The organism is Geodermatophilaceae bacterium NBWT11 (assembly GCA_014218215.1).
GTDB lineage: Bacteria > Actinomycetota > Actinomycetes > Mycobacteriales > Geodermatophilaceae > Klenkia.
The window spans coordinates 3,613,009-3,639,968 of record CP043652.1 but is presented as its reverse complement, the minus strand read 5'-3'; the positions used below and the strand labels follow the sequence as shown (position 1 = coordinate 3,639,968).

Genomic DNA, 26,960 nt, shown 5'->3' with positions numbered 1-26,960 from the left:
GCGCAGGGGCAGCTCTACGCAGCCCGCACCGCATCCTGGGCGCGGTTGGAGGCCGGAGGCCGACCGATCAACCAGTGGGCGCGACAGGGTTCGAACCTGCGACCGCTCGCTTGTAAGGCGAGAGCTCTACCGCTGAGCTACGCGCCCGGGAGCGGCCCCACCGTAGCGGGGCCGTCGGTGTTCAGGAGGCCAGCGCGGCGACGGCGTCCTTCCAGCCGGTCTGGGCGCGGGCGTCGCCGGGGCCGTTGACCTCGGTGAAGGCGATCTTCCCGTCGGCGTCGACGAGGAAGGTGCCGCGGTTGGCCATGCCGGCGACGTCGAAGAACGCGTCGTAGGCCTTGGCGACCTCGCCGTGCGGCCAGAAGTCGCTGAGCAGCGGGAAGTCGAAGCCCTGCTCGTCCTTCCACGCCTTGAGCGTGGGAGCGGGGTCGCAGGAGACGGCGACGACGGTGACGCCGGCGTCGGTGTAGGTGGCGAGGTCGTCGCGCAGCTGGCACAGCTCGCCGGTGCAGATGCCGGAGAAGGCGAACGGGTAGAAGACCACGAGCACCGGGCTGCCACGGTGCTCGGACAGCGTGAAGGGCTGGCGGTCGGAGTCGGGCAGCGTGAAGTCGGGGGCGGTGTCACCGACGGAGAGGCTCATGCGGCGATCCTGCCGCACGAGCCCCTGCCGTGGGTCAGCGCTTGGAGCGGGCGGCCTTGGGGGTGACCAGGCGGATGCCGGCCCACTCCTTGGCCGCGGAGATGCTGCTGGTCTGCTGGAGTCCAGCGGTGGGTGCGGCCTCGGTGACGTCCCCGGGCTCGACGTGTCCGGCGCGGCCGGACTTGGGGGTCAGCAGCCACACGACGCCCTCGTCGGCGAGGGAGGCCAGCGAGTCCACGAGGGCGTCGATGAGATCGCCGTCCTCCTCGCGCCACCACAGCAGGACGACGTCGGCCACCTCGTCGGAGTCCTCGTCGACCATCTCGCCGCCGGAGACGTCCACGACGGAGTCGCGCAGGTCCTCGTCGGCGTCCTCGTCCCAGCCGAGCTCCTGCACGACCATGCCCGACTTGATCCCCAGCCGGGCCGCCATGCTGGCGCTGCCCGAGTCGACGCTCATCCCTGCTCGTCCTCCATGTGCTCAGTGAACCCGTTGCGTGTGTCCGGGGTGCGTCGCTGTGCCGCGACGCGCCCGGGTCGGTGCGTCAGTGTGTCCGACGGAGCGCCCCAGCGGTAGCCGAGCCTGCTCAGTCCGGGCACGCGGCGTCCAGTTGGTCGAAGGCCGCGCCCAGCGCGGACGCGTCGAGGCCGCCCCCGGCGCGCATGGCCGCGGCCAGCGCGGTGGCCTGGTCCAGGACGGCCTGCCCGGCGGTGCGGACGGCGCCCTCGCGGGCCCCGGCGACCGAGCCCTGGTTGTCGGCCACCGCCTGGTCGAGCGTCGCGGCGACCTGCTCGGTGGGCACCGGCGGCGGGGTGCCGGCGGCGGTGGCGGCCTGCCAGTCGAGGTACTGGCTGTTGGCGTCGATGAAGCCCAGGTTCAGGAGGACGCAGACGAGGGTCTCGTCGAGGTCCTCGTCGGCGATGGTCGGGGCGGACGAGGACGAGGACGACGGCGCCGACGAGCTGGACGACGTGGACGGGCTGGACGGCGCGCTGCTCGTCGTCGTCCCTGCCGCGGTGGCCGTGCCGGGCACCGTGCTCGTGCAACCGGTCAGGCCGAGCAGGCCCACCGCGAGCCCACCGGTCAGCAGCACCCTGGTCCGGCCCACGCGGCCCCCGTCCCGGGCCGCCCACGGCCCCGTCGTCCGCACCCGAGACGGTCCGGTTCCGGGTCACAGTAGGTGACTGCCACGCCGACCACCGGCCCGTCGTCCCGGCATCCCCGCCGTGACCACTGCGGACGAAAGGCCCTGTCAGGCGAGGCGGCGTGACGTGCGCGGGAGCGACAGGAGACGATGTGTCCCATGAGCGCCACGCAGCAGTCGGACGGAGACCCCGCCCGCGAGATCGGCACCCCCCGCGCGGTCATCACCGACGGCCTGCCGAGCCAGTTGATCGACAACGACCCGGACGAGACCGGTGAGTGGCTCGAGTCCTTCGACGCCGTCGTCGACAACGCCGGCAAGGGCCGTGCCCGCTACCTGATGCTCCGCATGCTGGAGCGCAGCCGGGAGCAGCAGGTCGGCGTCCCCGCCCTGCGCAGCACCGACTACATCAACTCGATCCCGCCGGAGCGGGAGCCGTGGTTCCCGGGTGACGAGGACGTCGAGCGCCGGATCCGCGCCTACATCCGCTGGAACGCCGCGATCATGGTGCACCGGGCGCAGCGCCCGGGCGTCGCCGTCGGCGGCCACATCTCCTCCTACGCGTCCTCCGCGTCGCTGTACGAGGTCGGCTTCAACCACTTCTTCAAGGGCAAGGACCACCCCGGCGGCGGCGACCACATCTGGTTCCAGGGCCACGCCTCCCCCGGCATCTACGCCCGCGCCTACCTCGAGGGCCGGCTGACCGAGCACCAGCTCGACGGCTTCCGCCAGGAGGTCAGCCACCCCGGCGGCGGCCTGTCGTCCTACCCGCACCCCCGGCTGATGCCGGACTTCTGGGAGTTCCCGACCGTGTCGATGGGCCTGGGCCCGATCAACGCGATCTACCAGGCCCGCTACAACCGCTACCTGCACGGGCGCGGCATCGCCGACACCTCCGACCAGCACGTCTGGGCGTTCCTGGGCGACGGCGAGATGGACGAGCCAGAATCCCTCGGCGCGATCGGCATCGCCGCCCGCGAGGAGCTGGACAACCTCACCTTCGTCATCAACTGCAACCTGCAGCGCCTCGACGGCCCGGTCCGCGGCAACGGCAAGGTCATCCAGGAGCTGGAGTCCTTCTTCCGCGGCGCCGGCTGGAACGTGCTGAAGGTCGTCTGGGGCCGCGGCTGGGACAAGCTGCTGGCCGCCGACCGCGACGGCGCGCTGGTCAACCTGATGAACCAGACGCCGGACGGCGACTACCAGACCTACAAGGCCGAGGACGGCGCCTTCGTCCGCGAGCACTTCTTCGGCCGCGACCCCCGCACCCGCAAGCTGGTCGAGGGCATGACCGACGACGAGGTCTGGGCCCTGCAGCGCGGTGGCCACGACTACCGCAAGGTCTACGCCGCCTACAAGGCCGCCCTGGAGCACAAGGGCCAGCCCACGGTCATCCTCGCCAAGACCATCAAGGGCTGGACGCTGGGCAGCCACTTCGAGGGCCGCAACTCCACGCACCAGATGAAGAAGCTGACCGCCGAGGACCTCGCGAACTTCCGCGACCGGCTGTACCTGCCGATCCCCGACGAGGCCCTCGACAAGACCCTGCCGCCGTACTACAAGCCGGCCGAGGACTCCGACGAGATGCAGTACATGCTCGAGCGGCGTCGTCAGCTCGGTGGCTCGGTACCGCGCCGGCGGTCCTCGGCCAAGGCGCTGAAGGCCCCCGAGGAGAAGGCGTTCGACGTCCTCAAGCGGGGCTCGGGCAAGCAGGAGGTCGCCACCACCATGGCGTTCGTCCGGCTGCTCAAGGAGCTGCTCAAGGACCCCGAGCTCGGCCCGCGCTTCGTGCCGATCATCCCCGACGAGGCCCGCACCTTCGGGATGGACAGCCTCTTCTCCTCGCAGAAGATCTACTCCCCGCACGGCCAGCGCTACACCTCGGTGGACCGCGAGCTGATGCTGGCCTACAAGGAGTCCGAGTCGGGGGTGATCCTCCACGAGGGCATCAACGAGGCGGGTTCCACCGCGTCGTTCACCGCCGTCGGGTCCTCCTACGCCACGCACGGCGAGCCGATGATCCCGCTCTACATCTTCTACTCGATGTTCGGCTTCCAGCGGACCGGCGACGCCTTCTGGGCCGCGGCCGACCAGATGACCCGCGGGTTCGCCCTCGGTGCCACCGCCGGCCGGACGACGCTGAACGGCGAGGGCCTGCAGCACGAGGACGGGCACTCGCTGCTCCTGGCCGCGACCAACCCCGCCGTCGTCACCTACGACCCCGCGTTCAGCTACGAGGTCGGGCACATCGTCAAGGACGGCCTGGCCCGGATGTACGGGGAGGACCCGGGTGCCCCGCTGGGTGGGGACCGCAGCCCCAACGTCTTCTACTACCTGACGGTCTACAACGAGGCCTACCGGCAGCCGGCCGAGCCCGAGGACCTGGACGTCTCCGGTCTGCTGGCCGGTCTGTACCGGCTCAGCCAGGGCCCGTGGATCGACGACGCGAAGAAGGCCCAGATCCTGGCCTCCGGCGTCGGCGTCCCGTGGGCCCAGCGGGCCCAGGAGCTCCTCGCCCAGGACTGGGGGGTCTCGGCCGACGTCTGGTCGGTGACCTCGTGGACCGAGCTGCGCCGCGACGCCGTCGAGGCAGACGCCTGGAACCACGACCACCCGGCCGAGGAGCAGCGGGTGCCCTACGTGACCCGCGCGCTCGCCGACGCCCCGGGCCCGGTCGTGGCGGTGTCGGACTGGATGAAGGCCGTACCGGACCTCATCACGCCCTACGTCCCCGGCATGGTCTCCCTGGGCACCGACGGGTTCGGTCTCTCCGACACCCGCCCGGCCCTGCGCCGGCACTTCCGGGTCGACGCCGAGTCCATCGTCGTCCGCGTCCTGGCCGAGCTGGCCAACCGCGGCGAGATCGACCGCTCCGTCGTCGTCTCGGCGGTGGAGAAGTACAAGACCACCGAGGTCGAGGCCGCCCCGGTCGACGAGTCCCAGGACACCCCGGCCACCTGACCCTGGGTGCCCGCCCACCCTGAGCGTTGATCAGGGTCCTTCACGAGAGTCCGTCCTCCCCCGCGAACGTGCACGGGGGAGGACGGACTCTCGCGTAGGAGGACGGTCCCGATAGCACGACCCGCCCCTCCACCGTGTCCGCCTCTCCACCGACGGCGGCGTCCTCCACAACTCCACGACGAGGGCGCCACGGACGTCGGGGCAGGGTCACCCTGCCCGCATGGACCCCTTCATCCGCGCAGCCATGGAACGTCACGGCGGGGTGTTCGCCACCGGCGACGCGGTCCGCTCCGGCGTCCCCCGCACCGCCATCCGCCCGCTGCTCCGCTCCGGTGAGTGGTGGCGGATCCGGCACGGCGTCTTCACCTCGGGGGCGGCCTGGCGGCAGGCCGAGGCGGACGACGACGCCCACCGACTCGAGTGCGCCGCCGTCCTCCTCCGGCTCGGATCAGGCGTCACTATCAGCCACGGGTCGGCGGCTCGCCTACACGGTCTCGTCGTCCCCCCTGGCCTGGACCGGGAGGTGCGGCTCACCGATCCCACCCAGTTCCGCAGCGGCCGCGGCTACCGGGTAGCCGAGGCGTCCGTCGACGCCGACGAGATCGTCCGGGTGGGCCCGCTGCGTCTCACGTCGATTGCACGGACGCTCGTCGACGTCGGCCGCGAGTGGGACGTCGCCGACACCGTCGTGGCCATGGACGACGCGCTGGCCGACGGTCGCGTCACGCGCGCCGAACTCACGACAGCTGTGCTGCGTCAGACGCACTGGCCGGCCATCGGTCGGTCAGCCCGCGCCGCCGACCTCGCCCGGGTCGGCGCGCACTCTCCGCACGAGACCCGCAGTCGACTCGCCCTGGTGGGCGCGGGACTCCCGGAGCCGCTCCTGCAGGCCGCCGTCCTCCTGGGTCGACGTCTGGTCGCGATCCTGGACATGCTGTGGGAGGCCGCGGGCGTCTTTGGCGAGTGCGACGGCAAGGTCAAGACAGACGACCCCTGGCGGGGGACGCCAGCGGAGGCGCTGTGGGCGGAGAAGTCCCGGCACGACACCCTGCTCGACCTCGACCTGCGCGGGGTCCGGATCAGGCCGGCCGACCTGTACGCGCCGCTGCCGGCGAAGGTCGAGCGGGTGAGGTCGCTGCTCGCAGCGGGAGCCACTGCCGGGCCGCTCCGCTACCGGATCGAGCAGTGGAAGAGCGGCCTCAGGACGACGCCGCGGTCCCAGAATCCAGCCTGACCCCTGTCCAACCCCACCGTCGTGCGTCCTCCCCTGGGAACGTCCACGAGGGAGGACGCACAGCGGTGAAGGACCCTGATCATCGCTCAGGGGCGGAGGGCCTGCAGCGCCATCTGCGCGTACATCGCGACCCCCGCCGGCAGCGCCGCCTCGTCGAAGACCACGAGGTTGGAGTGGTTGCCGGGGGACTCGCCGACGACCAGGTCGGGCGGGCAGGCGCCGAGGAAGGCCATCGCGCCGGGGACGCGCTCCAGGACGTAGGACCAGTCCTCGGCGCCCATCAGCGGGTCGGGCATCGGCATGCTGGCCGCAGCTCCGAGCAGCTCGGTGGCCACCGCGGAGACCTGGGCGGCGACCTCGGCGTCGTTCACGGTGACGGGGTAGCCCTCGACCCGCTCGAAGTCCGCGACCAGCTCGTGGGCCTCGGCCACCCCGCGGGCGACCCGCTCCACCCGGGCGACGACGTCCGCGCGTCGAGAAGCCGACAGGGTGCGGACGGTGCCCTCGAGGAAGGCGGTGGCCGGGATGACGTTGTTCGTCGTCCCGGCGCTGATGTGCCCGACGGTGACGACGGCGGGGTCGAAGACGTCGACCCGGCGGGTGACCATCGACTGCAGCGCCAGCACGATCTCCGCGGCGGCCGGGACCGGGTCTGCGGTCACCCAGGGGGTCGAGGCGTGCCCGCCGGCGCCGCGCAGGGTGATCCGGAAGTGGTCGGCGGCGGCCATCAGCGGACCGGGGCGCACGTTGACCGTGCCGGTCTCGAAGGCAGTGCTGATGTGCAGCGCGAACGCCCCGCTCACCGGCGCCTCGGGGACGACGTCGAGCAGCCCCTCCTCGAGCATGAAGCGGGCGCCGTGGTGGCCCTCCTCCCCCGGCTGCAGCATGAAGACGACCTGCCCGGCCAGCTCGTCACGCCGGTCGCACAGCAGCCGGGCGGCCCCGACCAGCATCGCGACGTGCGTGTCGTGGCCGCAGGCGTGCATGACGCCGTCGATCTCGGAGGCGAAGTCCAGCCCGGTGTCCTCCTGCAGCGGCAGGGCGTCCATGTCGCCGCGCAACAGGTAGGTGGGGCCCGGCGTCGAACCGCGCAGCACGGCCACGACCGACGTGGTGGTCGTGCCGGTGCGCACCTCCAGCGGCAGCTCGGCGAACGCCTCGAGCACCGCGGCCTGGGTCTCGGGCAGGCGCAGACCCACCTCGGGACGACGGTGCAGCCGTCGGCGCAGGTCGACGGTGCGGTCGGCGTCGGCGCGGGCAGCGGCCAGGAGCGGAGCGGCGTCAGTCACCGGGACAGTCTGTAGCACCGCTCACCACTCGATAGATCGCCCTTGCGTCATATGCCGCAGCAGTCATACAGTGCGGGAGTGGACGTCTTCACCGTGCTCGCCGAGCCCACCCGCCGGGCCGTGCTCGACCTGCTCGCCGGAGGCGACCGGACGGCGGGCGAGCTCGCCGCCGCAGCCCCCGGGCTCACCCAACCGGCCGTCTCCCGGCACCTGCGGGTGCTGCGGGAGGCCGGTCTGGTGCGGGTCCGGGTGGCCGGCCAGCACCGGGTCTACCGGCTCGACCCGGCCCCGCTGGCCGAGGTCGACGCCTGGGTCGACCGCTACCGCCGGCACTGGGACGGCGCCCTGGACCGACTGGCCCAGCACCTCACCGACGAGAGGGACCGATCATGACCAGCACCGGCACGTACTCCGCGGTCAGCGACGACCGCCGCACCGTCACCTTCGTCCGCGTCCTCCCGGCCCCGCCGGGACGGGTCTGGACGGCACTGACGTCCTCGGCCGACCTCGGCGTCTGGCTGGCGCCGGCGACGATCGAGCCGTTGGTGGGCGGGGCGGTGCGGATCGAGTTCGGCGGTGAGGACCTGACCACCGGCTCCGTGCTGACCTGGGACCCGCCGCACACCCTCGAGCACGAGTGGCACCACACCGGCGAGGACCGCTCCGTCGTGCGCTACGACCTGCGCGCGGTCGACGGCGGCACCGAGCTCACCCTGGTGCACCGGCTGCTGCAGTCCGGGCAGGCCCCCGGGTACGGGGCCGGGTGGCACGCCCACCTCGACGCGCTGGCCGCCCGCCTCACGGGCGCGACCCACGACTGGGACGCCGCGTTCGCCGACCAGCTCCCCCGGTACCGCGTCCTCGCCGGCTGACTCAGGAGGCCCAGGAGGGCCGGCTCGCGTCCAGCTGCCACACGCAGACCGTCGCCGGGCCGGCGACCGGACCCTCCCCGCCGCTGACCGCGCCGCCGTCCCGGGCGACGACGACGCGCAGCCCGTCCGGCGGCGTCACCGACTCCCCCGCCCGCAGCCGGGCGGTCCACAGCCGGGCGTCGGGCCGGTCCAGGTCGACCCACCCGCGCGGCTGTTCCGCCGTCCAGCGCACCACGCCGTGCCGGGGGCCCACGCCGGTCACGTCCGAGCGCAGGTACGTCTGGAGCACGTGGGCACCGTCCGCGCCGGCGATCTCGTCGTGGGTCAGCCCGGTGCCGGCCCGCAGCACGGCGACGTCACCGGGGCGCAACGTCACCCCGCGGCCGCCCCAGCCGTGCGCCAGCGACCCGGAGACGAGCACCGCGACCACGTCGACGTCGGCGTGGTGGTGCGCCCCGTAGCCGGCCCCGGCGTCGAGCCGGTCGTCGGCGATCCGCAGCAGCGGCCCGGTCGAGCCGTCGAGCGGGGCGAGCAGCACCACGGAGGTCAGGCCGTCCACGACGCCTCCCGGGCCGGCAGGGCGGCGCGGCCGCCGGGGAGCCCGCCCAGGAGCAGCGCGACCAGCAGGGTCCAGCCGACCCCGACGGCCCAGCCGGCGAGCACGTCGGTCGGGAAGTGCACACCCAGCCACACCCGGCTGAGCCCGACGAGGACCACGACCAGGACGCCGAGGAGCACCCACCACCAGCGGGCGCGCAGCCGGGGCCAGGCGAGCACCAGCGCCGTCGTCACCAGGCAGGCGATGCCGGCGGCGTGCCCGGAGGGGAAGGAGAGCGACGCCAGCTGCGACCCGCCCTCGGCGTAGTCCGGACGCGTCCGGTCGACGAGCTGCTTGAGCCCCTCGTTGAGCGGGCTGACCAGCACCGTCGCCACCGCCACCCAGCCCAGGGTCGCCCAGCGTCGCCGGACGCCCAGCCAGACCAGCACCGGGACGAACACGATCGCCCGGAACCAGGAGTAGCCGGGGGTGGTCACCACCTCGAGCAGCACCGACACGGTCGACGACCGGTCGTCCCCGGCGTACAGCGCCCGGCTGACCACGGCGTCCAACCGCAACTGCGGTGCGAAGCCGAGGTGCACGCCGAGGCCGAGCAGGAGGACCACCGCGACGCAGCCGAGCACGGCTGCACCGGCAGCGCGGGTCCTCACCCGTCCGGGCCCCGTGATCACCGGCCAAGCCTCCCCCACGCCCCCGGTGCGTGACACGCTGACCCGGTGAGCGCGCCCCGACCGTCCGAGGCGACGCTGCGCCGGCTGGAGCGGGCCTCCGGTCAGGTCGCCACGGCAGCGGTGGCCCGGATGGACGACACCCTCTCCTGGTTCCGCGCGATGCCCGCAGACCAGCGCTCCTGGGTGACCCTGGTGGCCCAGGCCGGGGTGGCCTCCCTGGTCGAGTGGTGCCGCAACCCCGAGCGGCCCCCGCGGCTGACCGGGGAGGTGTTCGGCGCCGCCCCGCGCGAGCTGGTCCGCGCCGTCCCGCTCAAGCAGACCGTCGACCTCATCAAGGTCACCGTCGAGGTGATGGAGGACCGGATCGAGCAGGTCGCCCTCCCCGGTGAGGCCGACGCGCTGCGGCTGGCGGTGCTGCAGTTCAGCCGCGAGGTCGCCTTCGCCACCGCCCACGTCTACGCCACGTACGCCGAGAGCCGCGGCGCCTGGGACGCCCGCCTGGAGGCCCTCGTCGTCGACGCGCTCGTGCGCGGCGAACGCTCCGAGGAGCTGCCCGGCCGGACGGCGGCCCTGGGCTGGGGGACGACGTCACCGGTCGTCGTCCTGGTCGGCCGCACCGCCCCGGACGTCGACGACCTGCACACCACCGTCCGCCGGGCCGCCCGCTCGCTGCGCGCCGAGGTGCTCGTCGGGGTGCACGCCGAGCAGCTCGTCGTCGTCCTCGGCGGCCTCCCCGACCTGGCGCCGGTGGCGGCGCGGGTCGCCCGCGAGTTCGGCCCCGGCCCGGTGGTCAGCGGCCCGGTGGTGGACTCGCTCTCGGCCGCCGGGGAGTCGGCCACCGTCGCCCTGGCCGGGCTGCGGGCGGCCGCCGCCTGGCCCGGCGCACCCCGCCCCGTGGCCGCCGACGACCTGCTCGCCGAGCGCGCACTGGACGGTGACCCGCTGGCCCGGGTGGCGCTGGCCGAGCGGGTCGCGCTGCCGCTGCAGGCCGCCGGCGGCGAGGTGCTGGACACCGTGCGGGCGGTGCTGGCCAGCGGCGGCAACCTGGAGGCCACCGCGCGCACGTTGTTCGTGCACCCCAACACCGTGCGGTACCGGCTCAAGCGGGCCACCGAGCTGACCGGGTGGTCGGCCACCGACCCGCGGGGCGGGTGGACCCTGCAGATCGCGCTGGCCCTGGCCGAGCTGGAGGGCAGCCGGTCGCTCTGGTCCTGACCCCTCCTGTGGGCTCCCCCACCAGACACACCGGCACCACCCCGGTTGACGGTGGGCCCTTTGTGGGGATCCTCCAAGAGACAGCCCATGATCTTCGTGGTCCCCACGCGCCCGGGAAACGCCCCCGACTGGCACGGTGGAGCACGTGCTCGCCGTCCTCGCCCCCGGTCAGGGGGCCCAGAAGCCCGGGATGCTCACCGACTGGTTGGAGCTGCCCGGCGCCGAGTCCTTCTTCCGCTGGGCCGGTGCCATCGCCGACGCCGACCTCCTCGAGCTCGGCACCACCGGGGACGCCGAGGCGATCAAGGACACCGCGGTCACCCAGCCGCTGGTCGTCGCGATGTCGCTGTTCGTGGCCCGCGAGCTCGGGGGCCTGCCCGGCCCGGTCGCGCACACCCCGCAGGCCGGCCGCGACGTCGTCATCGCCGGGCACAGCGTCGGCGAGCTGACCGCCGCGGTGCTCGCCGGGGTCCTCAGCATCGAGGCCGCGATCGCACTGACCGCCGTCCGCGGCCGGGCGATGGCCGCCGCGTGCGCGCAGACCCCCACCGGGATGTCCGCGGTGCTGGGCGGCGACCCCGCCGAGGTGCTCGCCGCGATCGAGGCGCACGGGCTCACCCCGGCCAACGTCAACGGCGCCGGCCAGGTCGTGGCCGCCGGCTCCCTCGACGGCCTCGCCGCGCTGAAGGCCGACCCGCCCGCCAAGGCCCGGGTCATGCCCCTGTCGGTCGCCGGCGCCTTCCACACCGAGTACATGGCCAGCGCCCGGACGACGCTCGAGGGCCTGATCGGTGGACTCCGCCCGGCCCAGCCCTCCCGGCTGCTGGTGTCCAACAAGGACGGCTCGGCGGTCGAGACCGGCGCCGGCGTGCTGAACCGGCTGGTCAGCCAGGTGACGAACCCGGTGCGCTTCGACGCCTGCCTGGACACCCTGCGCGAGCTGGGCGTCACCGCCGTCATCGAGCTGCCCCCCGCCGGCGCGCTGGCCGGGCTGGCCAAGCGCGACTGGAAGGGCCGGCACGACGTCGAGGTCCTGGCCATCACCAGCCCGGCCGACCTCGACCGGGCTCGCGAGCTGATCGCCGCCGAGCGCGGCCGGGCCGAGGCCGAGCACCTGCCCGACTGGCGGGTCGTCGTCTCCCCCGCCCGCGGCTCGATCTCCCCCGCCGACGTCGCCGAGGGCACCCGCCTCCCGGCCGGCACCAAGCTCGCCACCGTGACCGGACGACGGGAGACCGTCGACGTCGCGGCCGGCTACGACGGCGTGCTCGCCGAGTGGCTGGTCGCCGAGGGCGACCTCGTCGACGCCGGAGACCCGTTGGCCCGGCTCTACCCGGAGGTGTCGGCATGAGCGACGCGACCATCCAGCTCCCCACCGGTGCGCCCGGCGCCCAGGTCCTCGGCATCGGGGCCTACCGGCCCCGCCGCGTGGTGACCAACGCCGAGCTGTCCCAGGTGATGGACACCAACGACGAGTGGATCCAGACCCGGGTCGGCATCGCCGAGCGGCGCTGGGCCGGCGACGGCGAGTCCCTGGTCGAGATGTCGGTGGCCGCGGGGCAGCAGGCGCTCGACGCCAGCGGGCTCACCGCCGCCGAGGTGGACCTGGTGATCGTGGCCAGCGCCAGTCTCGCCACCCAGATCCCCGGCGCCGGACCCGAGGTCGCGAACCGGCTGGGCCTGGGCCGACCGGGCGCCTTCGACGTCAACGCCGGCTGTGCCGGGTTCTGCTACGCGCTGTCCGCCGCCGCCGACGCCATCCGGGCCGGGTCGGCCCGCAACGCGCTGGTGGTCGGGGCCGAGCGGCTCTCCGACGTCACCGACCAGACCGACCGCAGCACCGCGGTGATCTTCGCCGACGGGGCCGGGGCGATGGTCCTCGGCGCCAGCGACACCCCCGGCGTGGGCCCGGTCGTGTGGGGCAGCGACGGCGACCAGCGCGACGCGATCGCGATCCCGCAGGGCACCGAGCACATCACCATGGCCGGCCAGGCGGTCTACCGCTGGGCCACCACCAAGCTCACCGACGTGCTGCAGGAGGCGATGGACCGTGCCGGCGTCACCGCCGCCGACATCGACGTCTTCGCCCCGCACCAGGCCAACCTGCGGATCATCGAGCTGATGGCCAAGCGGCTCGGCCTGCCGGAGTCCACCGTCATCGCCCGCGACATCGTGCAGGCCGGCAACACGTCCTCGGCGTCCGTGCCGCTGGCGTTGGCCGCCCTGCAGGAGTCCGGCGAGGCGAAGACCGGCGACCTCTGCCTGGTCCTCGGCTACGGCGCCGGCCTGACCTTCGCCGGTCAGGTCCTCCGGATGCCCTGACCCACCCCAGACCCCCGGGGCACCTGCCCCGGACCGTCGGTCAGCACCCTGCTGCCGGCCCACACTCGAGAGAGGACAACGCCTTGAGCAGCACCGCGGAGATCCAGACCGGCCTGGCCGAGATCCTGGAGGAGGTCGCTGGGGTCGCCCCCGCCGACGCCACCCCGGAGAAGTCCTTCACCGAGGACCTCGACGTCGACTCGCTCTCCATGGTGGAGATCGCCACCGCCGTCGAGGACAAGTTCGGTGTCGCCATCCCCGACGACGAGCTCGGCGGCATCAAGACCGTCGGCGACGCCATCTCCTTCATCGAGAAGAACAACGGCTGACCGAGCCTCCGGCTCGTCCCTGATCCCGGCCGCCCCGGCCAGCACGTCCCAGGAGGAAGCACCATGCCCGTCAACACCACAGACGTCGTCGTCACCGGACTCGGTGCCACCACGCCCCTCGGGGCCGACGTCGCCTCCACCTGGGACGCACTGCTGACCGGGCGGTCCGGGGTCACCCGCATCACCGACTCCTGGGTCGACCCCTTCCCGGCCAAGCTCGTCGCCCGTCTGGCGCAGGAGCCCTCGGAGAAGATCGACCGGGTCCGCTCCCGCCGCCTCGACCGCAGCCAGCAGGTCGCCGTCGTCGCCGCCGAGGAGGCCTGGACCGACTCCGGCGCCGGGGACGCCGGCTACGACGCGCTGCGCATCGCCGTCGTCATCGGCACCGGCATCGGGGGCGCCATGACCCTGCTCGACCAGGACGACATCCTGGAGGAGAAAGGCCCCAAGCGGGTCTCCCCCTTCACCATCCCCATGCTCATGCCCAACGGCCCGGCCGCGGCCGTCGGCCTGGCGATCGGCGCCCGCGGTGGCGTGCACGCCCCGGTCAGCGCCTGCGCCTCCGGCGCCGAGGCGATCCGCTGGGGCCTGGACATGCTCCGCCTGGACCGCGCCGACGTCGTCCTCGTGGGCGGCGCCGAGGCCTGCGTGCACCCGCTGCCGATGGCCGGCTTCGCCTCGATGCGCGCCATGAGCACCCGCAACGACGACCCCGAGCACGCCTCGCGTCCCTTCGACGCCGGCCGCGACGGGTTCGTGCTCGCCGAGGGTGCCGCCTGCCTGGTGCTCGAGCGTGCGGACGCCGCCAAGGCCCGGGGCGCCAAGGTCTACGGCACCGTCGCCGGCGCCGGGGCCACCTCCGACGGCTACGACCTGGTCGCCCCGCACCCCGAGGGCGAGGGCGCCCAGCGCGCCATCGGCGCCGCGCTCCGCGACGCCGGGCTCTCGGCCTCCGACATCGGCCACGTCAACGCCCACGCCACCTCCACCCCGGTCGGCGACGTCGCCGAGGCCGCCGCGATCCTCGGCGCCATCGGCGACCACGCCGCGGTGACGGCCACCAAGAGCCAGACCGGCCACCTGCTCGGTGCCGCCGGCGCCCTGGAGTCGGTGTTCTGCCTGCTCGCGCTGCGCGACCAGGTCGTCCCCGGCACCGCGAACATCGAGCAGCTGGACGACGCCGCCGCCGTCCAGGCCCTGGACATCGTCCGCGGGGAGCCGCGCAAGGCGACCTTCTCCGCCGCCGTCAACGACTCCTTCGGGTTCGGCGGCCACAACATCGCGCTCGTGTTCACGGCCTGACCCCCCTGCGCCCCGTCTCCTGGAGGCCTGCATGACCACCGTCCACCCCGCCCCGACCGCCGTCGCCCCCGACCCGCGTGACCCCGAGGACCGGCTCGCCCGGTTCTTCGACACCGGCACCATGCAGCCGCTCGCGGCCCGGGACACCTCCGGGGTGATGGCGGCCCGTGGGCTGGTCCAGGGCTCCCCCGCGATCGCCTACTGCACCGACGCCACGATCATGGGCGGCGCGATGGGCGTGGACGGCTGCCGGCACGTCGTGGACGCCATCGACGCGGCGCTGCGCGAGCGGGTGCCGGTCATCGGCATCTGGCACTCCGGCGGTGCCCGGCTGGCCGAGGGCGTCACCGCCCTGCACGCCGTCGGTGAGGTCTTCGCCGGGATGATCCGGGCCTCGGGCCGGATCCCGCAGATCTCCGTCGTGCTCGGCCCGGCCGCCGGCGGTGCCGCCTACGGCCCCGCGCTGACCGACCTGGTGGTCATGGGCCCGGCCGGCCGCGTGTTCGTCACGGGTCCGGACGTCGTCCGCTCGGTGACCGGCGAGCAGGTCGACATGGAGTCCCTGGGCGGCCCGGACACCCACGGCCGCCGCTCGGGCGTGGTGCACATCGTCACCGACACCGAGCAGGACGCCCTGGACACCGCCCGCCGGGCGGTCGACCTGCTGGCCGCGCAGGGCACCTTCGCCCCGGCCGACGGCGAGCCCGACGTCGACCTCTCCGCCCTGCTGCCCGAGGCGCGGCAGCGGGCCTACGACGTCAAGCCGCTGGTCGCCTCGATCCTGGACGGCCCGCCGCTGGAGCTGCAGAGCCGGTACGCGCCCAACATCATCACCGCGCTGGGCCGGATGGCCGGTCGCACCGTGGGCGTCATCGCCAACAACCCGCTGCGCCTGGGCGGGTGCCTGGACTCCCCCTCGGCGGAGAAGGCGGCCCGCTTCGTCCGCATGTGCGACGCGTTCGGCGTCCCGCTCGTGGTGCTGGTCGACGTCCCCGGGTACCTGCCCGGCGTGGGCCAGGAGTGGGACGGCGTGGTGCGCCGCGGCGCCAAGCTGCTGCACGCCTTCGCCGAGGCCGTCGTCCCCCGGGTGACGCTGGTGACCCGCAAGTCCTACGGCGGCGCCTACATCGCGATGAACTCCCGCTCGCTGGGGGCCACCGCCGTCTACGCCTGGCCGGGCGCCGAGGTGGCCGTCATGGGCGCGAAGGCAGCCGTCGGCATCCTGCACCGCAAGAAGCTCGCCGCCGCCCAGCCCGGCGAGCGGGAGGCGCTGCACGCCCAGCTGGCCACCGAGCACGAGCGGATCGCCGGCGGTGTCGCCCGCGCCCAGGAGATCGGCGTGGTCGACGAGGTCGTCGAGCCCGCGCAGACCAAGCGCCGCCTGGTCGCCGCGCTGGCGGCCGCCCCCGCCGGTCGAGGGGCGCACGGCAACATCCCGCTCTGACCCCGGACGACACTGCGGCCCGGCACCCGTGAGGGTGTCGGGCCGCTGTGTCGTGCTGGCCTGCGCGGGATCGGTCCGGGGTCAGGGGGCCGACGGTGCAGGCGGACTGCGCCGGGTCGTCAGACGACCTGGTGCAGCCAGGTGGGGGGAGCGCCGTCGCCGGCGTGCCGGTGCGACTCGAGGTCGTCGTCCCAGGCTGCGCCGAGGAGGTCGTCGACGCCGTGCCGGAAGGCCTCGACGCTGGTCGCGGTGGCGGCCAGGTGGCGGAGCTGCTGCTCGGTGATCATGAGGTCGCCGTTGGCGGACATCGGCGTGCGGAAGACGCCGTGCCCGGGCACGTAGGACATGCGCTCGCCGTCGCAGCCCTGGCTGGGCTCCTCGGTGACCTCGAAGCGCAGCATCGGCCACTGCTTGAGGGCAGCCACGAGCTTCGAGCCGGTACCGGCACTGCCGGTCCAGGACACCTCGGCCCGGTAGGAGCCGTGCGTCGCGGGCTGTTCGGCCCACGTCAAACTCACCGGCGCGCCGATGACCCTCTCGAGGGACCACTCGACGTGCTGGCACAGGGCCTTCGGGCACGCGTGCACGAAGACCACACCCTGCGTCGACCGTCGTTGCACAGCGCACCTCCATCGGATCAAGACGGGTCTCGTCTTCCCCAACGGACCTGACTCGGATGGTGGCGCAGCAGTACGTGTACGGGCGGTTCAGCGTGCTCCGAGCAGTGTGCCCGACTACCACGCCGATGCGCCAGCGCAGGTTCGGATCGCTGGGCCAGAAGTGCCAGATGTTGCTCGTGTGACTGGTGGGACTCACCGTCACAGCGCACACCCAGCTCACCTGGGCAGTTGCCGCTCGTGACCTTCTCGTTACGCATCGTGCGTGTCGGACGACGGGTCACGGTGTGTGTCGGTGCGACTGTCTCCGGGTGACATCGACGCAGCGCCGAGGGCGGCACGCCACCGCCACCCGGGAGACCTTCGTCTGCGGGCAGGCCGCCGTCCAGGTGCTCTGGAACGGCGCGGTCAACACCGGGATCGTGGACTCCAGCGGTCCCTGGCACGCCGTCGAGGAGGGTCCCGCGGGGGTCGTCTTCTCCCTGTGCGGCCGTCAGGTCGCCCGGGCCGACGCCGCCGTCGAGTGGCCGAGCCCGCGCCGGACGCCGGCCTGCGGGGTCTGTACGGCCCTCGCCGAGGACTGAGCTCCCCCAGCACGCAGAACGCCCCGCCGCGGAGCTCCGCGGCGGGGCGTTCTCGGTCTCGGGGGTCAGGCCCGGCGGACCGTCATCGTCGGGGTGTCCTTGAGGGTCTGGGCGACCACGCAGTAGCGCTCGGTCAGCTCGGCGAGCTTGGCCAGCTTCGCGTCGTCGGCGTCGGTGTCGACCTCGGCGACCACCTCGATGCCGGTCATCCCCACCGGCGCCTCCCGGGAGACCCCCAGGGTGCCGCGGGCGTCCATCTTCCCGTGGGCGGTCAGCTTCGCGCCCCGGATCTCGATGCTCATCGCGGTGGCCACCGAGCGGAGGGTCACCCCCGCGCAGCCCAGGAGGGCCTGCAGCAGCATGTCCCCGGAGCACGCGTCCGAGCCGTCCCCACCGGTGGTGGGGTGGAACCCGGCGCGCTGCGGGCCCGACCAGGTGTCGATCGTGGCGGTGATGCCGTCGTCCCGGAAGTCACCGACGGCGTGCAGGTCGGCGATCGCCGCCGACGGGTCGTCCTTGTAGGTCTGCTTGATCGGGGCCTGCATCTCGCGCAGGGCGGCGGCGTCCATGGCCCGAGTCAACCCGCATGGCAGGCTGTCCGCACACGAGGGGCGGTAGCTCAGCCGGTCAGAGCATGGGACTCATAATCCCTGGGTCGTGGGTTCGAGCCCCACCCGCCCCACCGTCGCTGTCCCGGCGTTCATGCTCCTGCATCGTCGCGAAGCTGATGCGCCCGGCAGCACATCCTCTACGAGACCATGTAGCCATGACGTGGGCCGACTCCGTTCCCATGCGCCTGGCCAGCCTGGCCCTCGACCCTCGTGGGCGCCTCACCGACGACCTAGTGACCCCGATCGCGGTGAGGGGTGCAATCGCTGTCGAGCTAGTTCTCTTGAACCGGCTCGCCGAGGTGGCCCGACTCAGTGGAGCTCGACACCAGCCCGACGGGCTTCGGGCCGGCCGATCAGTGGGTCACCGATTGGGTCAGCACCGGCGGGTCCCTCCGGGCCGCAGTTCTGCGGCCGGGCGTGGATCAGTTCGACCTGCGTGACGAGCAAGTTCGATCGGGCAACTGGACCGAACGCCCCCGCCGATGGCCAGGACGACAGCCTTACGTCGACCACGAGCGCGAACGCACTGCTCAGGACGAGAAGTTGCCGGAACGAGCCCGCAGCTTGCGGGATTCGCGCGACGCTGCCCTGTTGTGCATCGCCTGGCCCCTAGGGCTTCTCGGAGAGCCTCGAACATTCCCGGATCACGAGCAGTTGGTCACCACCGGCGCCGCCAGCTGGGTAGTCGAGCTGACCATCGACCTGGTCCACCTAGCCAGGATCGGACGGCTTCTTGGGGCCGCCGACACAGTCGGTCCCGGTTGAACCCCCTTGCGGCCATGTCTGCACTGCTGCAACCGGCGAGACAAGCGCCTGCCCGTCTCGCCACCGTCGCCATGACCGTTGCACGGCAACGGATGCATCGATGATCGTCAACCAGGCGCCGCGGTGCTCTCGAGAGTCGACATCGCGCGGGGTCGCGCTACTGGAGCGGTGGCCGGGGCGGGCGTTTGATCGATCTCATGCGCCCGCCCCGGGTGCCTGCACGGGCCCGTCTCGAACGGGCAGCTCCCCTCCACAACGGACGCACGCGCCAGGCGTGGCAACGCATGCATCGAGGCCGCGGCCAAGGTCGACGGCCACCAACTCCATCGACCCGATGAGCGTCTCAGGCATCCCCGACTTCTGCCAGAAGCGTCTGCTGTCATCCACAGCGTGCCTGGCCGACAGGGTCGACCAGGCACGCTGCCGCTCTACCAGACTGAGCTACGGCCTTGCGGACAAGGCCGACGGGATTTGAACCCGCGACCCTGTAGAGATCCACTGACCAGCGAACCTCCTGCGGTCACAGTGCACGGGGTACCGGCTGCCCACCACGCATTTTCCTGCGCGATCGCCTGACCTCCGTTCGGCGCCATGGCGAACAGCATGGTGTCGAGCCGACGTCCAGCACGGCGAGGTGCCCGTCGGTCCATGCCGCGCCCTTAGGTCGGGGGGCCGACAGACTGAGTGGCGTGACCGAGGGAGACCTCCTGGCCGTGGTCGTCGGGGCCGCTGGCGCCGCGCTGGGCTCGTACCTGATCGCGACGAGCCGGATGGTGCGGGTCCGGCGTGCGGTCCAGAGCCGCCTCCGACGGATGGACGAAGGGTGAGCGCCGCAGCCCTCTCACCCCTGATCGGCGGAGCGCCTCCTCCGGAGTTGTGGATCCTCCTGATCCTCGGCGGGTACCTCCTGCTGCTGTTGGTCCTCATCGTGCGGGCCCGACGTTGGCGACGACGCGGGGTTGGAGACCGTCCGGACAAGTCTGGGCCGACCGGCACCGAGGACTGCCAGCGGTAGCAGCGGGGTCACACGCGGTCGGACGGTGTGGGACGCCGCTTGGGTCCCAACCCTCATCTGAGCAGGGCAGGCGCACAAGGTGGAATGACGCTGCACTGCCCACCCGGCGACTCACATCCCTGGGTCGTGGGTTCGAGCCCCACCCGCCCCACTCCCCTGGCCAGCGGCCCCGGCGCACCGCGACGATCATGAGCGGGTGTCCTTCACCCACGACGTCACCGTCCCCGCCCCGCCCGCCCAGTTGATCGCCACGCTCACCGACGAGTCCTTCGTCCGCGAGGCACTGGCCGCGCTCGGCGCCGAGGTGCGCGAGGTGTCCGTCGAGGGCACGACGACGACCGCGCGGTACACCGTCCCGACGCAGGGCATCCCCGAGGCGTTCGCGAAGTTCGTCGGCGACCGGGTCGAGCTCCTCGACGTCCGCACCTGGACGGCGACCGGCGACGGCGCGACCGGCACCGTCGTCGTCACCTCGAAGCTGTTCGGCCGCGACGTCCGCCTCGAGGGCGAGCGCCGGGTCACCGCCGCAGGAGCGGGCAGCCAGATCGACAGCACCGGCACCTCGAAGGTCGACGCGCCGTTCGTGGGCCGCAAGGCCGAGGGCGCGGTCGACCAGCTCGCGGTGGTCGTGCTCCGCAAGGAGGCCGAGTCGCTACAGCGCCGGCTGGCCTGATCGGCGGCCCGGCAGGAGCGCGCCGACCCCGCACAGCGCGGTGGGCACGGCCAGCAGCGTCATGAAGCCCAGCCGGGTGGCGCGCAGGTCCTGGCACTGGTCGAGGATCGACTGCTGGGTGACGTCGCCGGGGAGCACCCCACCGTCGACGTAGTCGTCGGAGAGCGGCCCACCGGCCTCGGACCGGGCGCTCTCGGGCTGGGTCCGGAAGGGCCACCCCACGGCGGCGGTCGACCCGCAGGTCACGGTCGCTGTCCCGGGCTCGTCCCCGTCGTACTCGAAGTCCCGGGTGCCCGGCGACCCTGCGAAGAGCAGCACCATCCACACGAACAGCGCCACCGTCAGCACCCCGAAGACCGCTCTGCGCACGCCCGCCCCCTCGTCACCGGCTGAGACCGAGACCATACGGTCCGCACGACGGCTCGGCGTCAGTCCAGCCGCTCGACGCCGGCGGCGTGCCGGCGAGCCAGCTCCTGGTAGATCGAGGGGTTGCCGTCCACCCACTGCGCGGCGCCGGCAGTGAGCGGCCCGCGCACCTTGGCCGGGGAGCCCAGGGCGAGCACCTCGTCGGGCACGACCATCCCGGGCGGGACGAGGGAGCCCGCGCCGATGAGGGCGCGCCGGCCGATCCGGGCGCCGTCCTGCACGGTCGACCCGTTGCCGATCAGCGCTTCGGCCCCGATCACGCAGCCGTGCACCACGCACAGGTGGCCGATGGTCGCCCCGGGGCCGACCTCGGTGACCGGGTCGTCGCCGCCGTGCAGCACCGAGTTGTCCTGCACGTTGGCCCCGGCTCGGATCACGATGGCGCCGAAGTCCGCCCGGACCACCACGCCGTACCAGACCGAGGCACCGGACTCGACCGTCACGTCGCCCACCAGCGTCGCGGTGGGGGCGATCCACGCGTCGGGGTGCACCTGGGGGTGCTTGCCTTCGAAGGAGAACAGCGGCATGCGGCGAGCCTCACACACCCGGGGTGCGGACGACGAGGTCCGGGCGCAGGGTGGGCGGCATGTCGACACCGCACCCTGACGAGATGGAATCCGGCGAGCCGCAGCCCCGCGACATCGCCCTGGAGCAGGAGACCGAGGAGCAGGCAGCCTCCCTCGAGGAGCAGAGCGAGCCCGAGCAGGAGTGACCGCTCCGGCGGTGACCGGCACCCGCCGGTCACCGCCGCCGGCCATCCGAGGCGGTCCCGTCCGGCGGGTGGCCACCGCCCGCACCGCGTAACTTCTGCCCCGTGGACCCCTCCGGCACCGGCGAGCGCGTCGTGGCCGGTCGCTACCTGCTGCGCGAGGAGATCGGCCGCGGCGGGATGGGCGTCGTCTGGCTCGCCGAGGACCGGATGCTGGGCCGCGAGGTCGCGGTCAAGGAGGTCACCTTCGGCGTCGACGTGACCGCCGAGGAGCGCGCCGTCCTGCGCGAGCGCACCTTCCGCGAGGCCCGCGCCGCCGCCCGGCTCGACCACCCCGCCGTCACCACGGTGCACGACGTCTTCGAGGAGGACGGCAAGCCCTGGCTGGTCATGGAGCACGTGCGGTCCCGCACCCTGCTCCAGCTGGTCGAGGAGTACGGCCCGCTGCGGGTGGACCTGGTCGCCCGGATCGGGCTGGACCTGCTCGACGCGATCACCGCCGCGCACCAGGCCGGGATCGTGCACCGCGACGTGAAGCCCGCCAACGTGCTGGTCGACGATGCCGGGCGCGCGCACCTCACCGACTTCGGCATCGCCACCACCACCGGGGACAGCACGCTGACCTCGACCGGCACGGTGCTGGGCTCCCCCGCCTACATGTCCCCCGAGCGCGCCACGGGGCACGACCCCCAGCCGCAGGACGACCTGTGGTCACTCGGCGCCACGCTCTACACCGCGGTGGAGGGCCGACCGCCCTTCGACCGGGGCGAGCCGATGGCCACCCTGCTCGCGGTCGTCTCCGACCACCCCGCGCCGATGGTCCGGTCCGGGGCCCTGCAGCCGGTGCTGACGGCGATGCTGGCCCGCGACCCGCAGCAGCGCGCCACCCCGGGGCAGGCCCGGGTCGCCCTGCAGTCGGCGACGCAGGCCGCAGCCCCACCGCCGCCCCCGGTCCAGGCCCCCACTCCCCCGCAACCGGCCCCCCGGGCCGACGCCGGCGGCGAGGTGCAGCGCTTCGACCCCCAGGACCTGCGCCGCCGCGCCCACCGGGCCAAGGAGAAGCTCCGCTCGCTGTCCGAGCAGCTCACGGCCCCGACCACACAGCAGGCTCCGCCCCCGCCCAAGCCGCGGTTCCGGTTCAAGCGCCGCTGGGTGGTCGTGCCCACGATCCTCCTGGTGCTGGTCGCCATCGCCCTCGTCGCGGGCGGCTGGTGGCTGCTCGTCGAGGGCGGCGAGCTGCTCAACGGTTGACCGGCGTCCACCACCGGGTAGGCCACCGCGCATGCGCACCGACGAACTGCTCGCAGCCGCCTTAGACAACATCGAGGGCGTGGTCACCCGGGCCGTCGACGGCCTGACCGTCGACCAGCTCGCCCAGGCCCCGGCGCCGGGGGCCAACACGATCGGCTGGCTGGTCTGGCACCTCACCCGGGTCCAGGACGACCACGTCGCCGAGGTCGCCGGCACCGAGCAGGTCTACACCGCGCAGGGCTTCGCACAGCGGTTCGCGCTCCCCTTCGACGACCGGGAGACCGGCTACAGCATGGACGTCGAGGACGTCGCCCGGCTCCGCGCCGAGGCCGTCACCCTCCTCGACTACCACCGCGCGGTGCACGCTGCGACGGCCACCTACCTGCGCACGCTGTCCGACGGCGACCTCGACCGCGTGGTCGACGAGCAGTGGGACCCGCCGGTGACCCTCGGGGTCCGACTGGTCAGCGTGGTCACCGACGACCTGCAGCACGCCGGGCAGGCCGCCTACGTGCGGGGGCTGGTGACCTGACGACCGATCTGGAGGACGACGACGTCTACCGGGCCCACCGCGGCGAGTTCCGCATGCTCCAGGTGCCCGACCGGACCTACCTGGCGATCGACGGGCACGGCGACCCGGACACCGAGGTCTTCAGCGTCGCGGTCCAGGCGCTCTACCCGGTGGCCTACGCACTGAAGTTCGCGAGCAAGGACGCCGGCCGCGACTACGTGGTCCCGCCGCTGGAGGGGCTGTGGTGGGCCGAGGACATGGACACCTTCACCCGCCGCCGGGACAAGGCCGTCTGGGAGTGGACCCTGCTCCTCCTGGTGCCCGACTGGCTCGGTGCCGCCGACGTCGAGACTGCGGTCGACCGCACCCGCGCCAAGGCGCCGGCCCGGCTGGACGACGTCCGGCTCGAACCGCTGGCGGAGGGACTGTGCATGCAGACCCTGCACGTCGGCCCGTTCGACGACGAGGGCCCGGTGCTGCACCGGCTGCACCGCGAGGTCCTGCCCGGCGCCGGGTTCCGACCCTCGGGGAAGCACCACGAGGTCTACCTGACCGACCCCCGCCGCACCGCCCCCGAGAAGCGCCGGACGATCCTGCGCCAGCCGGTCAGCTGAGGGCGCGGACCGTCAGCTCGGTGAGCAGCCTGGCCGGCTCGGCCAGGCAGGTCGTCACGTCCGGCTCCACCTCGGTCAGCCCGTGCGCGGCGGTGAACCCGGCGATCGCCAGCTCCTCGGGCGCCAGCCGGACGACACCGGCCAGCCCGAGACACGGCACCCCGGCGGCCGCGGCGCGACGGGCGACGACGGCCGGGCCCTTGCCGGTGAGCGTCTGCGCGTCCAGCGCACCCTCGCCGGTCACGCAGAGGTCGGCACCGACCAGCGCCTCGTCCAGTCCGACCAGGTCGCAGACCAGGTCCGCGCCGGACGTGATCCGGGCGCCGAGCACGGCCAGCGCCCCGGCCGCGGTGCCGCCCGCTCCCCCGGCGCCGGGCACGTCGACGACGTCGAGGTCCAGGTCGCGCAGCACCACGAGGGCGAAGCGGGCCAGGGCGGCGTCGAGGTCGGCGACCTGACCGGGGTCGGCGCCCTTCTGCGGGCCGAACACGTGGGCGGCGCCGCGGGGGCCGGTGAGCGGGGCGTCCACGTCGGTGGCGATCAACAGCTCGACGCCGGCCAGCCGGGGGTCCAGCCCGGTGGGGTCGATCCGGTCCAGCCGGGCCAGCGCCGCGCCGCCCGGGGGCAGGTCGACGCCGTCGGCGTCGGTGAACCGGACGCCCAGCGCGGCGAGCATGCCGGTGCCGGCGTCGGTGGTGGCGCTGCCGCCGATGCCCACGACCAACCGCCGGCAGCCCTCGTCCAGGGCCCGCACCAGCAGCTCGCCCACACCCCGGGTGGTCGCGGTGTGCGGCGCCGGCGGCGCGAGGTGCAGCCCGGCCGCGGTGGCCAGCTCGACCAGGGCGGTGTCGCCGTCGACGGCGAACACCGCAGTCACCGGAGCGCCGTCCGGACCGGACACGGTCGCGGTCACGGCGCGCCACCCGGCGCGCAGGGCCGCGGCCACGGTGCCGTCGCCACCGTCGGCGATCGGACGCAGCAGGACCTCGGCGTCGGGCCGCACCCGGGCGATGCCCGCGGCCACCGCGTCGGCCACGCCGTCGGCGTCCAGCGTGCCCTTGAACTTGTCCGGGGCGATGACGATGCGCACGACGGGCAGCATGCCCGACTCCGGCCTACCGTCCGACGACGTGAGCACCGCCGCTGACCCCCTCGCCCCCGCCACCGACTTCTACGCCGTCGACGACCTCATCGACCCCGGTGACCTCGAGATCCGCGACCGGGTGCGTGACTTCTGCGCCCGCGAGGTCACCCCGATCATCAACGACTACTGGGAGCGCGCGGAGTTCCCCGCGCACCTGGTGCCGATGCTCGCCGACCTCGGCATCGCCGGCGGGACCGTGCAGGGCCACGGCTCGGCCGGCATGAGCGCCGTGGCGGCCGGCCTGGTCGCCGCGGAGTGGGCCCGGGCCGACGGCTCGATGGGCACCTTCCACGGCGTGCACTCCTTCCTGGCCATGCAGTCGATCGACCTGCTGGGCAGCGAGGAGCAGAAGGAGCGCTGGCTGCCGGGCATGGCCCGGATGGAGACCATCGGCGCGTTCGGCCTCACCGAGCCCGACCACGGCTCCGACGCCGTCGCGTTGGGGACGACGGCCACCCGGGACGGCGACGGCTTCGTGCTCAACGGGGCGAAGAAGTGGATCGGCAACGGCTCGATCGCCGACATCGTGCTGATCTGGGCCCGCGACGAGGACGGGAACGTCGGCGGGTACGTCGTGGAGAAGGGCACGCCGGGCTTCACCGCCACGGTGATGACGGGCAAGACGGCGCTGCGGGCGGTCTGGCAGGCCGAGATCACCCTGGAGAACTGCCGGGTCGGCGCGGAGAACAAGCTGGAGAACTGCCGGAACTTCAAGGACGTGTCCCAGGTGCTCGACCGCACCCGGTACACCGTCGCCTGGCGGGCGCTCGGGGTCGCGCAGTCGGCCTACGAGCTGGCGCTGGCGCACACCCTGCAGCGCGAGCAGTTCGGTCAGCCGATCGCGGGCTACCAGCTGGTGCAGGAGAAGCTCGCCCGGATGCTGGCCGAGATCACCACCATGCAGCTGATGTGCTGGCGGTTGTCGACGCTGGCCGACCAGGGCCGGATGACCGCGGCGATGGCCTCGCTGGCGAAGATGAACTGCTGCAAGAAGGCCCGCACGATCATCGCCGACGCCCGCGACCTGTTCGGCGGCGACGGGATCCTGCTCGAGCACCACATCGCCCGGCACCACGCCGACATCGAGGCGATCTACACCTTCGAGGGCACCGACCACGTGCAGGCGCTCATCGTCGGCCGGGAGGTCACCGGGTTGTCGGCCATCACCGGCCGCCGCCCGAAGCGGGACTAGCCGGCGCGGCTGAGCTCCCGGTCGGCGATCGACTGGCACTCGGCGCACGCGGTGCGCGAGGCGCCCACCCGCTCCCAGCGCTGGGATCCCCACACCTGCACGATCGCCCCGCACGCGGCGAGCTCGACCTCCCCGTCGAGCTCGCCCGGCGGGCGGTGCGCCTCGACGGCGTGCCAGGTGCTGGTGGTCTGGACCGGTCGCGACTGCGACCAGCGGTCTGGTCGGGAGAACCCGACGGCGTAGCTGTCCACGTCCCCAGTGTGCCCCCGATCACAACCGCCTGCCACCGGATCGTCGGCCCCGGGGACGGCCTACCGTCGTGTCCCGTGGCTGCCGACCCCCACCGCGACCGGATCGTCACCGTGCGCGTGCACCCCGACGACCCGCGGGCCCGCCCGCTCCTGGACGACCTGCTCCGGGAGTACGACGCCCGGTACGGCGACCTCTTCGGCAGCGCCGCCGACGAGATGTCGCTGTACCCGGCCAGTGACTTCCTGCCGCCCACCGGGGCCTTCCTGCTGCTGCTCGAGGACGACGCGCCCGTCGCCGGCGGCGCCTACCGCCCGCACGATGACGCCGGGACCGCCGAGGTCAAGCGGATGTGGACCCACCGGGACCACCGCCGCCGCGGCCTGGCCCGCCGGGTGCTGGCCGAGCTGGAGGAGCACGCGGCGGCGGCCGGTTACTCCCGGATGTACCTGACCACCGGCCCGCTGCAGCCCGAGGCGCGCGAGCTGTACACCCGGGCCGGGTGGACGCCGCTGTTCGACTCCCTGCGACCCACCGACGTCGAGGAGCTGCGGGCGTTGCCGGTGCTCGACCGGCTGTACGCGTTCGAGAGGCAGCTGGGCTGACGAGTCGC

At 73.5% G+C, this 26,960-nt stretch carries 30 protein-coding genes and 2 tRNA genes; 20 read left to right on the top strand and 12 right to left on the bottom strand.

Features of this window, described 5'->3' with window-relative positions; genetic code table 11:
* Positions 1-75 precede the first annotated feature (75 nt).
* The 3 genes from F1C76_17700 to F1C76_17690 all read right to left on the bottom strand — a co-directional run bounded on the left by F1C76_17700 (position 76) and on the right by F1C76_17690 (position 1,103).
* Positions 76-147 (bottom strand) — tRNA-Val (locus F1C76_17700).
* Between the two features lie 34 nt (positions 148-181).
* Complete coding sequence (locus F1C76_17695) at positions 182-643, bottom strand: peroxiredoxin (protein QNG38158.1); 462 nt, start codon at positions 641-643, stop codon at positions 182-184.
* A gap of 34 nt (positions 644-677) precedes the next feature.
* Complete coding sequence (locus F1C76_17690; GenBank protein QNG38157.1) at positions 678-1,103, bottom strand: DUF3052 domain-containing protein; 426 nt, start codon at positions 1,101-1,103, stop codon at positions 678-680.
* A 123-nt stretch (positions 1,104-1,226) separates the two neighbouring features.
* On the opposite strand from F1C76_17690, the gene F1C76_17685 reads away from it, so the two are divergent.
* From F1C76_17685 to F1C76_17675, 3 genes are all read left to right on the top strand, one after another.
* A complete protein-coding gene (locus tag F1C76_17685; protein ID QNG39343.1) occupies positions 1,227-1,511 on the top strand; it encodes a hypothetical protein in 285 nt (94 codons plus the stop codon).
* 436 nt (positions 1,512-1,947) lie between these two features.
* Positions 1,948-4,749: a pyruvate dehydrogenase (acetyl-transferring), homodimeric type gene (gene aceE, locus F1C76_17680; GenBank protein ID QNG38156.1), complete on the top strand. Its 2,802-nt coding sequence runs from the start codon at positions 1,948-1,950 to the stop codon at positions 4,747-4,749.
* A gap of 220 nt (positions 4,750-4,969) precedes the next feature.
* Positions 4,970-5,983, top strand: coding sequence for a hypothetical protein (locus F1C76_17675; protein QNG38155.1), 1,014 nt, complete (start codon positions 4,970-4,972; stop codon positions 5,981-5,983).
* Positions 5,984-6,069: 86 nt separating this feature from the next.
* Here the strand turns inward: F1C76_17675 and F1C76_17670 are convergent, their stop codons facing one another.
* Entirely contained in the window at positions 6,070-7,290 is a 1,221-nt protein-coding gene (locus tag F1C76_17670; protein ID QNG38154.1) for an amidohydrolase, read from the bottom strand.
* Between the two features lie 60 nt (positions 7,291-7,350).
* Here F1C76_17670 and F1C76_17665 point away from each other — a divergent pair, with 60 nt between their 5' ends.
* Together F1C76_17665 and F1C76_17660 are read left to right on the top strand one after the other, a co-directional pair.
* Positions 7,351-7,665, top strand: coding sequence for a winged helix-turn-helix transcriptional regulator (locus tag F1C76_17665; protein ID QNG38153.1), 315 nt, complete (start codon positions 7,351-7,353; stop codon positions 7,663-7,665).
* On the top strand, positions 7,662-8,144 hold the full coding sequence (locus F1C76_17660; protein ID QNG38152.1) for an SRPBCC family protein: 483 nt from the start codon (positions 7,662-7,664) through the stop codon (positions 8,142-8,144). The genes F1C76_17665 and F1C76_17660 overlap by 4 nt, the downstream gene beginning before the upstream one ends.
* A gap of 1 nt (position 8,145) precedes the next feature.
* Here the strand turns inward: F1C76_17660 and F1C76_17655 are convergent, their stop codons facing one another.
* Together F1C76_17655 and F1C76_17650 are read right to left on the bottom strand one after the other, a co-directional pair.
* A complete protein-coding gene (locus F1C76_17655; GenBank protein QNG38151.1) occupies positions 8,146-8,703 on the bottom strand; it encodes a hypothetical protein in 558 nt (185 codons plus the stop codon).
* A complete protein-coding gene (locus tag F1C76_17650) occupies positions 8,691-9,371 on the bottom strand; it encodes a phosphatase PAP2 family protein (GenBank protein ID QNG39342.1) in 681 nt (226 codons plus the stop codon). Before F1C76_17650 ends, F1C76_17655 begins: the two co-directional genes overlap by 13 nt.
* A gap of 132 nt (positions 9,372-9,503) precedes the next feature.
* On the opposite strand from F1C76_17650, the gene F1C76_17645 reads away from it, so the two are divergent.
* From F1C76_17645 to F1C76_17620, 6 genes are all read left to right on the top strand, one after another.
* A complete protein-coding gene (locus tag F1C76_17645) occupies positions 9,504-10,589 on the top strand; it encodes a PucR family transcriptional regulator (GenBank protein ID QNG39341.1) in 1,086 nt (361 codons plus the stop codon).
* A gap of 145 nt (positions 10,590-10,734) precedes the next feature.
* Positions 10,735-11,940, top strand: a complete 1,206-nt coding sequence (locus F1C76_17640) for an acyltransferase domain-containing protein (GenBank protein QNG38150.1) — start codon at positions 10,735-10,737, stop codon at positions 11,938-11,940.
* On the top strand, positions 11,937-12,911 hold the full coding sequence (locus tag F1C76_17635) for a ketoacyl-ACP synthase III (protein QNG38149.1): 975 nt from the start codon (positions 11,937-11,939) through the stop codon (positions 12,909-12,911). The genes F1C76_17640 and F1C76_17635 overlap by 4 nt, the downstream gene beginning before the upstream one ends.
* Positions 12,912-12,994: 83 nt before the next feature.
* Positions 12,995-13,240: an acyl carrier protein gene (locus tag F1C76_17630; protein ID QNG38148.1), complete on the top strand. Its 246-nt coding sequence runs from the start codon at positions 12,995-12,997 to the stop codon at positions 13,238-13,240.
* A 63-nt stretch (positions 13,241-13,303) separates the two neighbouring features.
* Positions 13,304-14,542 carry a beta-ketoacyl-[acyl-carrier-protein] synthase family protein gene (locus F1C76_17625; GenBank protein ID QNG38147.1) on the top strand — a complete coding sequence of 413 codons (1,239 nt, stop codon included), beginning with the start codon at positions 13,304-13,306 and terminating at the stop codon, positions 14,540-14,542.
* 31 nt (positions 14,543-14,573) lie between these two features.
* Positions 14,574-15,986, top strand: coding sequence for an acyl-CoA carboxylase subunit beta (locus tag F1C76_17620; protein QNG38146.1), 1,413 nt, complete (start codon positions 14,574-14,576; stop codon positions 15,984-15,986).
* 119 nt (positions 15,987-16,105) lie between these two features.
* On the opposite strand, the gene F1C76_17615 is transcribed toward F1C76_17620, so the two are convergent.
* Positions 16,106-16,606, bottom strand: a complete 501-nt coding sequence (locus F1C76_17615; protein ID QNG38145.1) for a DUF3145 domain-containing protein — start codon at positions 16,604-16,606, stop codon at positions 16,106-16,108.
* A 308-nt stretch (positions 16,607-16,914) separates the two neighbouring features.
* Between F1C76_17615 and F1C76_17610 the strand changes: the two genes are divergently transcribed.
* Positions 16,915-17,187 (top strand): hypothetical protein, encoded by a 273-nt coding sequence (locus F1C76_17610; GenBank protein ID QNG38144.1) that lies wholly within the window; start codon positions 16,915-16,917, stop codon positions 17,185-17,187.
* A 65-nt stretch (positions 17,188-17,252) separates the two neighbouring features.
* On the opposite strand, the gene F1C76_17605 is transcribed toward F1C76_17610, so the two are convergent.
* Positions 17,253-17,756 carry an OsmC family protein gene (locus F1C76_17605; protein QNG38143.1) on the bottom strand — a complete coding sequence of 168 codons (504 nt, stop codon included), beginning with the start codon at positions 17,754-17,756 and terminating at the stop codon, positions 17,253-17,255.
* Between the two features lie 39 nt (positions 17,757-17,795).
* On the opposite strand from F1C76_17605, the gene F1C76_17600 reads away from it, so the two are divergent.
* The 3 genes from F1C76_17600 to F1C76_17590 all read left to right on the top strand — a co-directional run bounded on the left by F1C76_17600 (position 17,796) and on the right by F1C76_17590 (position 20,251).
* Positions 17,796-17,869, top strand: a tRNA-Ile gene (locus tag F1C76_17600).
* Positions 17,870-18,110: 241 nt separating this feature from the next.
* Complete coding sequence (locus F1C76_17595; protein QNG38142.1) at positions 18,111-18,563, top strand: hypothetical protein; 453 nt, start codon at positions 18,111-18,113, stop codon at positions 18,561-18,563.
* 1,130 nt (positions 18,564-19,693) lie between these two features.
* Entirely contained in the window at positions 19,694-20,251 is a 558-nt protein-coding gene (locus F1C76_17590) for a DUF2505 domain-containing protein (protein QNG38141.1), read from the top strand.
* Here F1C76_17590 and F1C76_17585 read toward each other — a convergent pair.
* Together F1C76_17585 and F1C76_17580 are read right to left on the bottom strand one after the other, a co-directional pair.
* A complete protein-coding gene (locus F1C76_17585; protein QNG38140.1) occupies positions 20,231-20,620 on the bottom strand; it encodes a hypothetical protein in 390 nt (129 codons plus the stop codon). The two genes, F1C76_17590 and F1C76_17585, sit on opposite strands and share 21 nt — an antisense overlap.
* A 59-nt stretch (positions 20,621-20,679) precedes the next feature.
* The gene (locus tag F1C76_17580; protein QNG38139.1) at positions 20,680-21,204 is read right to left on the bottom strand and encodes a gamma carbonic anhydrase family protein; all 525 of its coding nucleotides are present in this window, start codon (positions 21,202-21,204) and stop codon (positions 20,680-20,682) included.
* Positions 21,205-21,566: 362 nt separating this feature from the next.
* Between F1C76_17580 and F1C76_17575 the strand changes: the two genes are divergently transcribed.
* The 3 genes from F1C76_17575 to F1C76_17565 are packed head-to-tail and all read left to right on the top strand — an operon-like array spanning position 21,567 to position 23,762.
* A complete protein-coding gene (locus F1C76_17575) occupies positions 21,567-22,637 on the top strand; it encodes a serine/threonine protein kinase (GenBank protein ID QNG39340.1) in 1,071 nt (356 codons plus the stop codon).
* A gap of 31 nt (positions 22,638-22,668) precedes the next feature.
* The gene (locus F1C76_17570) at positions 22,669-23,169 is read left to right on the top strand and encodes a DUF664 domain-containing protein (GenBank protein ID QNG38138.1); all 501 of its coding nucleotides are present in this window, start codon (positions 22,669-22,671) and stop codon (positions 23,167-23,169) included.
* Positions 23,170-23,222: 53 nt separating this feature from the next.
* Complete coding sequence (locus F1C76_17565; protein QNG38137.1) at positions 23,223-23,762, top strand: hypothetical protein; 540 nt, start codon at positions 23,223-23,225, stop codon at positions 23,760-23,762.
* Here the strand turns inward: F1C76_17565 and F1C76_17560 are convergent.
* Positions 23,755-24,864: a glycerate kinase gene (locus F1C76_17560; GenBank protein QNG38136.1), complete on the bottom strand. Its 1,110-nt coding sequence runs from the start codon at positions 24,862-24,864 to the stop codon at positions 23,755-23,757. The two genes, F1C76_17565 and F1C76_17560, sit on opposite strands and share 8 nt — an antisense overlap.
* On the opposite strand from F1C76_17560, the gene F1C76_17555 reads away from it, so the two are divergent.
* On the top strand, positions 24,863-26,098 hold the full coding sequence (locus F1C76_17555; protein ID QNG38135.1) for an acyl-CoA dehydrogenase: 1,236 nt from the start codon (positions 24,863-24,865) through the stop codon (positions 26,096-26,098). The genes F1C76_17560 and F1C76_17555 overlap by 2 nt on opposite strands.
* Here the strand turns inward: F1C76_17555 and F1C76_17550 are convergent.
* A complete protein-coding gene (locus tag F1C76_17550; GenBank protein QNG38134.1) occupies positions 26,095-26,349 on the bottom strand; it encodes a hypothetical protein in 255 nt (84 codons plus the stop codon). The two genes, F1C76_17555 and F1C76_17550, sit on opposite strands and share 4 nt — an antisense overlap.
* A 75-nt stretch (positions 26,350-26,424) precedes the next feature.
* On the opposite strand from F1C76_17550, the gene F1C76_17545 reads away from it, so the two are divergent.
* Positions 26,425-26,952 carry a GNAT family N-acetyltransferase gene (locus F1C76_17545; GenBank protein QNG38133.1) on the top strand — a complete coding sequence of 176 codons (528 nt, stop codon included), beginning with the start codon at positions 26,425-26,427 and terminating at the stop codon, positions 26,950-26,952.
* The last annotated feature ends 8 nt before the right edge of the window (positions 26,953-26,960 follow it).

Excerpts from the sequence above, each read along its gene's own strand:
- F1C76_17690 (QNG38157.1), bottom strand. The coding sequence starts at position 1,103 with ATGAGCGTCGACTCGGGCAGCGCCAGCATGGCGGCCCGGCTGGGGATC.
- F1C76_17580 (QNG38139.1), bottom strand. The coding sequence starts at position 21,204 with ATGCCGCTGTTCTCCTTCGAAGGCAAGCACCCCCAGGTGCACCCCGAC.
- F1C76_17555 (QNG38135.1), top strand. The coding sequence starts at position 24,863 with ATGCCCGACTCCGGCCTACCGTCCGACGACGTGAGCACCGCCGCTGAC.
- F1C76_17635 (QNG38149.1), top strand. The coding sequence starts at position 11,937 with ATGAGCGACGCGACCATCCAGCTCCCCACCGGTGCGCCCGGCGCCCAG.
- F1C76_17605 (QNG38143.1), bottom strand. The coding sequence starts at position 17,756 with ATGGACGCCGCCGCCCTGCGCGAGATGCAGGCCCCGATCAAGCAGACC.
- F1C76_17575 (QNG39340.1), top strand. The coding sequence starts at position 21,567 with ATGGGCGTCGTCTGGCTCGCCGAGGACCGGATGCTGGGCCGCGAGGTC.
- F1C76_17560 (QNG38136.1), bottom strand. The coding sequence starts at position 24,864 with ATGCTGCCCGTCGTGCGCATCGTCATCGCCCCGGACAAGTTCAAGGGC.
- F1C76_17620 (QNG38146.1), top strand. The coding sequence starts at position 14,574 with ATGACCACCGTCCACCCCGCCCCGACCGCCGTCGCCCCCGACCCGCGT.
- F1C76_17695 (QNG38158.1), bottom strand. The coding sequence starts at position 643 with ATGAGCCTCTCCGTCGGTGACACCGCCCCCGACTTCACGCTGCCCGAC.
- F1C76_17570 (QNG38138.1), top strand. The coding sequence starts at position 22,669 with ATGCGCACCGACGAACTGCTCGCAGCCGCCTTAGACAACATCGAGGGC.
- aceE (QNG38156.1), top strand. The coding sequence starts at position 1,948 with ATGAGCGCCACGCAGCAGTCGGACGGAGACCCCGCCCGCGAGATCGGC.
- F1C76_17675 (QNG38155.1), top strand. The coding sequence starts at position 4,970 with ATGGACCCCTTCATCCGCGCAGCCATGGAACGTCACGGCGGGGTGTTC.
- F1C76_17565 (QNG38137.1), top strand. The coding sequence starts at position 23,223 with ATGCTCCAGGTGCCCGACCGGACCTACCTGGCGATCGACGGGCACGGC.
- F1C76_17660 (QNG38152.1), top strand. The coding sequence starts at position 7,662 with ATGACCAGCACCGGCACGTACTCCGCGGTCAGCGACGACCGCCGCACC.
- F1C76_17645 (QNG39341.1), top strand. The coding sequence starts at position 9,504 with ATGGACGACACCCTCTCCTGGTTCCGCGCGATGCCCGCAGACCAGCGC.
- F1C76_17625 (QNG38147.1), top strand. The coding sequence starts at position 13,304 with ATGCCCGTCAACACCACAGACGTCGTCGTCACCGGACTCGGTGCCACC.